General features: G+C 58.3%; 5 protein-coding genes. 3 read left to right on the top strand and 2 right to left on the bottom strand.

Going from position 1 to position 7,917, the window contains the following annotated elements:
• A partial coding sequence (locus HMPREF2912_RS08080; protein WP_148139413.1) for an HNH endonuclease signature motif containing protein occupies positions 1-413 on the top strand: 413 nt, incomplete at its 5' end.
• A gap of 220 nt (positions 414-633) precedes the next feature.
• On the opposite strand, the gene HMPREF2912_RS08075 is transcribed toward HMPREF2912_RS08080, so the two are convergent.
• A complete protein-coding gene (locus HMPREF2912_RS08075) occupies positions 634-2,004 on the bottom strand; it encodes a dicarboxylate/amino acid:cation symporter (protein WP_070565099.1) in 1,371 nt (456 codons plus the stop codon).
• Between the two features lie 117 nt (positions 2,005-2,121).
• On the bottom strand, positions 2,122-3,192 hold the full coding sequence (locus HMPREF2912_RS08070; protein WP_070683805.1) for a lipoate--protein ligase family protein: 1,071 nt from the start codon (positions 3,190-3,192) through the stop codon (positions 2,122-2,124).
• Positions 3,193-3,671: 479 nt separating this feature from the next.
• On the opposite strand from HMPREF2912_RS08070, the gene HMPREF2912_RS08065 reads away from it, so the two are divergent.
• Both HMPREF2912_RS08065 and fdnG read left to right on the top strand, forming a co-directional pair.
• Positions 3,672-4,538, top strand: a complete 867-nt coding sequence (locus tag HMPREF2912_RS08065) for a PRC and DUF2382 domain-containing protein (protein ID WP_070683803.1) — start codon at positions 3,672-3,674, stop codon at positions 4,536-4,538.
• A gap of 103 nt (positions 4,539-4,641) precedes the next feature.
• Positions 4,642-7,914 carry a formate dehydrogenase-N subunit alpha gene (gene fdnG, locus HMPREF2912_RS08055; RefSeq protein ID WP_246816496.1) on the top strand — a complete coding sequence of 1,091 codons (3,273 nt, stop codon included), beginning with the start codon at positions 4,642-4,644 and terminating at the stop codon, positions 7,912-7,914.
• The last annotated feature ends 3 nt before the right edge of the window (positions 7,915-7,917 follow it).

Raw genomic sequence — 7,917 nt, 5'->3', positions numbered from 1 at the left:
TATCAGGTGTCTACCAAACAGGGGTCAGGTCCCTTGACCACCGGCACAACTGGGCTGAAGGCGGGCCAACACATCCGAAAAACCTGGCATGTTTATGCCAAGGACACCACAACATGAAAACCGATGGCACCTTAAAGTACCTGCTGGACCCCTACAGTGGGGATGTTATCTGGCTTTTCGCTGACGGTACCTGGACCATCAACGAAGCAGAAGGACCCCTGGCACCAAAACAAAAACGGTGGGCGCAAACAGTCGCCCAACACATCACCGCCACCAGGAAACGTGTGCGCGAAGAAGCCCAACACCTCAAACAAGAACTCGACGACTACGCACAACAACAAGCCAAAACCAAAGCCAACACCGAAGCCGAAACCCAGACCAACACCGACAACGGCGAGGACATCCCCTTCTAAACCCCGTCGATTCAAACGACGACGATGACGAAGAACAGGGGCCTAGCCCTCGTCGAATCAAACGACGACACCACTCCAAACAACCGAAAGGACAAGAAACCAAGAACACACCCACCGTCGAAAAGAACGACGGGTAAAGCCCTTCGCCTGGGGCAGAAATACCAAAGCCTTCCTACACGGCTCTTGCGTGTTAGGAAGGCTTGGGGAGGGGCAGGAAGAGTTATGCAGTCGTGTTGACCGGCTGTGTCTCGGGCTCGTCTGCGTCTTGGTCCTCGTTCATTATGTGTGAGACTCCGTTACCAGCAGCATCCCAGACGGCTTCGTCTTGAATGCCGGCGCGCTTGGCCACGATGGTGGCACACAGTGATTGGCCGGTGACGTTGACGGCGGTGCGTCCCATATCAATGATGGGTTCGATGGCCAGCAACAGACCCACGCCGGCGAGCGGAAGGCCCAACGTGGAGAGCGTCAGCGTCAGCATGACGGTAGCGCCGGTCGTGCCGGCGGTTGCTGCGGAACCAATGACGGAAACGAAGATGATGAGCAGGTACTGGGTGAAGGAGAGATCAACGCCGTAGAACTGTGCAATGAAGATGGCGGCGATGGCCGGGTAGACGGAAGCGCAGCCGTCCATCTTCGTGGTAGCGCCCAGCGGAATGGCGAAGGAGGCGTATTCGCGGGGTACGCCCATGGCCTTTTCCGTAAAGCGCTGGGTAACTGGCATGACGCCCATGGAGGAACGGGTGACGAAGCCAAGGGAAAAGACGGGCCAGACTCGCTTGTAGAAGCCAACTACCGGGATCCGGTTGAATGCGAGCACGGCGGGGTAGACCACGAAAATTACAAGTGCAAGGCCCACATACATCGCGAGGACGAACTTGCCCAAGGAGCTAAGCGCGTCCCAACCATAGGTGGCCACGGCTTTGCCGATGAGGGCGGCGGTGCCAATCGGGGCAAGGCGGATGATCCACCAGAGGACCACCTGGATGACCTTGAGGAAAGATTCGGTGAAGTGCAGGAAGGGATCGGCCGCCTTGCCAGCCTTGACCGCGGCGATGCCCAGCACAAGGGAAATGACAAGGAGCTGAAGGGCACCGAAGCTGAGGGAGATTTCACCGTCGCTCAGCGAAGCGGTGAGCCCGAAGAAGTTGGCGGGGACAAGTTGCTGGAGGAAAGCGGTCCAGGAGCCGATGTGGGATGGGTCGGCGGCGGTGGAAGCATCGACAGTTGTGCCTACTCCCGGCTTCATTACTAGGGCGACCAGAATGCCGGCAAGCACGGAGAAGAACGCCGTAATGGCAAACCAGACCAGAGTGGAGATCGCCAGCGAGGCTGCATTAGCCACCTTGCGCAGGTTGGCAACCGAGGTAACGACGGCCGCGAAGATGAGCGGCGGGACCATCACCTTGAGCAATTGGACGTAGGCGCCGCCGACGCCGGACAGGGTATCGGAGAGCCACTCGGACTCCATGCCGGAGGCGATGAAGCCGAGGATAAGGCCGATGATGAGACCGGCGATAACTTGGGCGCCAAAGCCGGTGGCCCAAGAGGGCAGCGTGCGGGAGGATGCACGAGAGGAAGTGTCTGACACGAGATTTTCCTTCTAGACAGTGTTGTATAGAAATGGACCATTTAGTTCGGTACTCTCGTACCGATCGGTTCACTTGAACTTATAACACCGTACGCTGCCCAGAAATTCCCCCGCAAATTATGGGATACGCTTGGTCCATTCATCGTTGAGGAATTTGGTGTCGACGAGGTGGCGGGCGGCGGCGAGGGAGTCGTCGGAAAGCTCGGCGTCGATGGCGCCATAGCGGGTGGCGAACTCGCGCGCCATGGTCTCGATGATCTCCTCGCGGGGCACGCCAGTCTGGCGGCGGAGCGGGTCGACGCGCTTCTTTGCGCTGGCAAGACCCTTGGACGAGACCTTGACCTTGCCGATGCGCAAGACCTCCATCATCTTGTCCGCATCGATGTCATAGCTCATCGTGGTGTGATGCAGTACCGCGCCCTTACGGCGCTTCTGGGCGGCGCCGCCAATCTTGCCGCCGTCCGAGGTGATGTCATTAATCGGCACGTACCATGCATTGACGCCAAGCTTGTTCAGCGCCGCGAGCACCCACTGGTCCAGGTATTCGTAGCTGGCCTCGTAGGAATAGCCGGCCACGAGCGACTCCGGGGCGTACAGGGAATAGGTCACGCAATTGCCACCCTCCATGAACATCGCGCCACCGCCGGAGATTCGGCGCACCGGAACAATGCCGTGCTTGTCGACGCCCTCCTGATCCAGCTCATTGGCATAGGACTGGTAGGAACCGAATACGACGGCACGATCTTCCCATTCCCAAAATCGGAGCGTGGGCCCGCGCTTTCCTTCAGCAACTTCGTTGAGGAGAACCTCGTCAAGTGCGACATTTACGGGCGTGGGGAGAACACCTGGGCGCAGGATCTCCCAGTGGTGGTCGGTGAAATCGGTGCCACCAGACAGCGCGCGCTTAACGGTGACGGCAAGGTGGTGGGTGTCAAAGCCATGGAGAGCTACGGGTGAATCGATTCGTGCAAGGGCTGCATCGAGGCGGGACTGGATCTCTTCTGTCGAGGTGGCGGTGGTGGTGCCGACCAAGGCGGGGGCTAGTGCCTCATAGGCCTCCTCAGGCTCGAGGAAGAAGTCACCGGAAACCTTCGCGGCAGTGACGGTGTTGTTGGTGTCTAAATCGAGGTCAACGACGAGCAACTTGCCGCCGGGGACCTTGAGTTCAAAGTGTTTATTCGTGCTCATGATGTTCAGGGTACCTAGGGGGGATAAAAGCGCACGTGAGGATATAGACCTTTAATGGAGTTCTGGCGGTGTTGGGGCTATTGGTGTTTTATTAGAATTTCCTGTGGAGGGGGTAAAGGCTTGCGTGGAAAGTGGACACTATTGCGAGAGGTTGGGGACAAAGGTTTTCTGATTGCTCTGTAGGGTGGCGATACTTTGTTGCGTCGCTTCGGATTAGGGGGGCGAGAAAACAGGTCATTATGATGCATGGATGATTGCGTTATTTAATCGTTATAAGTCGTATGATCTGCGATAAGGGTGTGGAAACTGGTCAATTCGGGGCGCAACGGTGGCGCGTTGTTGATTTGTCCGTATTGTGGAGCGCGGAGCAAGCGAAAAAGCAAATCGCCACCCCTTTAATCTTAAGCTTTGGGGGTGGTGATTGGTTGGACGTATTTGCTGGCGACAGGTAGACCAATTATAGAAAGGTTTAAAGAACAATGGACAAGAACATCAAGGATCTCTTCGATGCAACCGCATACGACAAGGCCGGCGAGAAGCTTGGCTCCGTCAAGGAGGTCTTCGTCGATGAGCAGACTGGCCAGCCGACCTTCGTTGAGGTCAACCACGGTCTCTTCGGTATGAACTCCAGCCTGGTTCCGCTCCGTGGCCACGACTTCAACGGTGATGACCTCAAGCTGGCCTTCTCCAAGGACCGTATTGAGGATGCTCCGGACTTTGACTCCGATAAGCCGCTGACCCCGGAGGCTCAGTCCGACATCTTTAAGCACTACAACTTGGAGAACGCGCAGGACGTCACCACCTACCGTGACGAGCGTGCTGGTGCCACCGGCGCCGGTGTTGCGGGTGCAGGCGTAGGTGCGCACGCTAAGGACGAGACAGTCACCACTGACCGTGTTGAGACCGACCGCGCCGCTGCTACCGACACGACTGCAGGTGCTACCGCTGACCACAACGTCACCAACAACGATGGCGAGCTCATCCGCTCCGAGGAGCGTCTCGATGTGAATAAGGAGCGCGTTGCTACCGGCGAGGCGCGCCTGCGCAAGTACGTCGTGACTGACACCGAGACCGTTGAGGTTCCGGTCGAGCGCGAAGAGGTTCGCGTCGAGCGCACCCCGATCTCCGAGGCCGACGCAGCTAACTTCACCGGCACCATCGGCGACAACGCCAGCGAAGAGGCTTCTGTCACCCTGCATGAGGAGCGCGTCAGCGTAGAGAAGAAGACCGTGCCAGTTGAGAAGGTCAACCTGTCCAAGGAGGCCGTCCAGGACACCGAGACCCACACCGAAGAGCTGCGCAAGGAACAGATTGATACCAATGGTATCAATGACGTCCGCAAGTAAATCGGGATAAAGATAAGGGCTTGAAGCCTCAGGGCTTCAGGCCCTTTTTGTCGTTGTAGAGGGTGTCTAGCAAATAGACGTAGAAGGAAGTAGATTTGAGGGCATGTCTCGATTTAGTCCACTGAACTGGCCCGTCGTGCGCCAGATCCGGAACAAGGATGCCTTCGGTCGCGATGTGTCTACGCAGTCGGCTAAGAGCGAAGATCTGCGCGGACGCACCGTAGACGCGGACCGCGTGGTGCAATCGGTGTGCCCCTATTGCGCGGTGGGCTGTTCCCAGCGCGTCTATGTCAAGGATGACAAGGTCATCCAAATCGAGGGCGATCCGGACTCCCCAATTTCCCGCGGACGTCTGTGTCCTAAGGGCTCGGCCTCTGAGCAGCTCATTAACTCCTCGACTCGCATCACCGCGATCAAGTACCGAGCACCCTATGCCACCGAATGGCAGGAGCTCGATGAAGAGACCGCGATGAACATGATCGCGGACCGCTTCGTGGAATCGCGCGCAAGGCACTGGGAGGACGTCGATAAGCAGGGGCGTCCCCTTAACCGCACGATGGGTATCGCTGGATTGGGCGGTGCGACGCTGGATAATGAGGAGAACTACCTCATCAAGAAGCTGTTTACTGCCACCGGCGCCATTCAGGTGGAAAACCAGGCGCGCATATGACACTCCGCCACCGTTCCTAGTCTAGGAACTTCGTTTGGCCGCGGCGGCGCAACCCAACCGCTGCAGGATATGGCGAATGCGGACTGCATCGTCATCGAGGGTTCTAACATGGCGGAATGCCACCCAGTGGGTTTCCAATGGGTCGTTGAAGCCAAGAAGCGCGGCGCGCGGATTATTCACGTTGATCCGCGTTATACGCGTACGTCTGCCTTTGCGAACCGCCACATCGGCATTCGCGGTGGCACGGACGTGGTACTGCTCGGCGCGATTATCAAGCACGTGCTGGATAATGACCTGTATTTCCACGATTATGTGGTGAATTACACCAACGCGGCGTCGATAATTTCGCCGGACTTTAAGGACACCGAGGATTTGGAGGGCCTGTTCTCTGGATACGACGCAGAGAAGGGCAAATATGTCACGGACTCGTGGCAATATGTCCAAAAGCCCGAGGGCTCTTCGTGGAACGTGGAGAAGGACATGACGCTGGAGGACCCGAACACGGTCTTCCAGATTCTCAAGCGCCACTACTCGCGCTACACCCCGGAGATGGTGGAGGAGACGTGCGGCATTTCGCCGGAGGACTTCTACTACTTGGCGGATTCCATTGCGCAGAACTCTAACCCGGAGCGCACAACGTGCTTTGCCTACGCTTTGGGCTTTACCCAGCACACTCTGGGTGCACAGTTCATCCGCACCGCGGCAATCCTGCAGCTGCTCATGGGTAACGTGGGCCGCCCCGGTTCCGGCATCATGGCGCTACGCGGGCACGCCTCGATTCAGGGTTCGACGGATATCCCGACCCTGTTCAACTCGCTTCCGGGCTACCTGCCCATGCCGCATGTGGACCAGGAAACCTGGTCGGATTACCTGGATTCTTTCCGCGCGGCGGACCAGAAGGGCTTCTGGCAATTGGGCGAGAACTACGCGGTCTCGCTCATGAAGTCCTACTGGGGCGATGCCGCTACCAAGGAGAACGACTGGGGCTTTAACCTCATGCCGCGCCTCTCTGGTGCGCACTCGACCTATGAGACCTTGCTGGCCATGCTGCGCCATGAGGTAGAGGGCTACTTTGTCTTCGGTCAGAATCCGGCGGTGGCGCAGTCCAACGGTGGTATGCAGCGCCGCGGTCTCGCTTCCCTGAAATGGCTGGTGGTACGCGACTTCCAAGAGATTGAGACTGCAAGCTTCTGGAAGGATTCGCCGGAGATTAAGAACGGCGAGCTGAAGACTGAGGACATCGCCACTGAGGTCTTCCTCATGCCGGCAGCTACCCACGTGGAGAAGTCCGGAACCTTTACCCAGACTCAGCGCATGGTCCAGTGGCGTTTCCAAGCGGTTCCGCCACCTGGGCAAGCGCGCAGCGAGGCGTGGTTCTTCTACCAGCTGGGCAAGAAGATTAGGGAGCGCCTCGCGGATTCAACTGATCCGCGCGACCTGCCAATCAAGTCCGTAACTTGGGACTACACCGAAGATGAACACGGCGATCCGAGCTCGGATGAGATTTTGCGGGAGATCAACGGTTACTATCTCGACGGCCCGAAGAAGGGGCAGCTCTTGCCTGCCTTTACAGAAATGCGTACCGATGGCTCCACCTCCGGCGGTTGCTGGATTTACACCGGTGTGTACAAGGACGGCATCAACCATGCTGCGAAGAAGGTTCCGGGTTCGGAGCAAAACGAGGTTGCTCTCGACTGGGGTTGGGTCTGGCCGGCCAATCGCCGCATCCTGTACAACCGTGCTTCCGCAAAGCCGGATGGAACTCCGTGGTCGGAGCGCAAGAAGTACATCTGGTGGGATGAAGAGCAAGGAAAGTGGGTTGGCGATGACGTGCCCGACTTCCCGTTGACGAAGCGCCCGGACTACGTGGCACCTGTCGACGCCATTGGCCCTGATGCCCTCGATGGCGACGATCCGTTTATCATGCAGGCCGACGGCCTAGGCTGGCTGTTCGCGCCGAAGGGATTGTCTGACGGCCCGCTGCCGACTCACTACGAGCCGCAAGAATCACCGGTACACAATGCGCTGTACAAGCAGCAGCAGTCGCCGACGCGTCTGACAATTAAGCGCGAAGACAACCTCTCCCGCCCGGAGCCGGGGGAGCGCGGTGCTGATGTTTTCCCGTTCGTCTTCTCCACCTATCGCCTGACGGAGATGTATACCTCGGGTGCGATGTCACGCCGCCTGCCTTATTTGGCGGAGCTGCAGCCGGGACTCTTCTGTGAGGTGGACAAGGAGCTGGCCGCCAAGCGTGGATTGGTCAACGGTGAGTGGGCCACCATCGTGTCCCCACGCGGTGTCATCGAGGCACAGGTTCTGGTAACGGACCGCATGGAGATGCTTACTATCAATGGTGAGGACTTCCACCAGATCGGTCTGCCGTATCACTACGGAGAATCGGAGACCACCGAGGTAGCCGGCGATGGCGCCAACGACCTGTTGGGCCTGACCCTGGAACCAAACGTATTCATCCAGAATTCCAAGGTGGGCGCGTGCGATATCCAGCCGGGCCGCCGCCCGCGTGGCGAGGCACGTCTTCAGCTCTTGCACGAGTACCAAGAACGAGCACACCTCACCGTGGACTCCGGCAACCGGATCCTGGATGTTGACGATGCCTTCAGCACTGAGAAAGCAGCTACCGAGGACAACACGGGTGATGATGCGACTGCTGGAAACGTCGCCGACTATGAAGGCAAAGAAAGCTAAGGA

The organism is Corynebacterium sp. HMSC056E09, from assembly GCF_001813425.1.
Lineage (GTDB): Bacteria > Actinomycetota > Actinomycetes > Mycobacteriales > Mycobacteriaceae > Corynebacterium > Corynebacterium hesseae.
This window is presented reverse-complemented; position numbering and strand designations above follow the sequence as displayed.

What these genes read in the sequence shown, in the direction of transcription:
- HMPREF2912_RS08070 (WP_070683805.1), bottom strand. Translation starts at nt 3,192, where the DNA reads ATGAGCACGAATAAACACTTTGAACTCAAGGTCCCCGGCGGCAAGTTG.
- HMPREF2912_RS08065 (WP_070683803.1), top strand. Translation starts at nt 3,672, where the DNA reads ATGGACAAGAACATCAAGGATCTCTTCGATGCAACCGCATACGACAAG.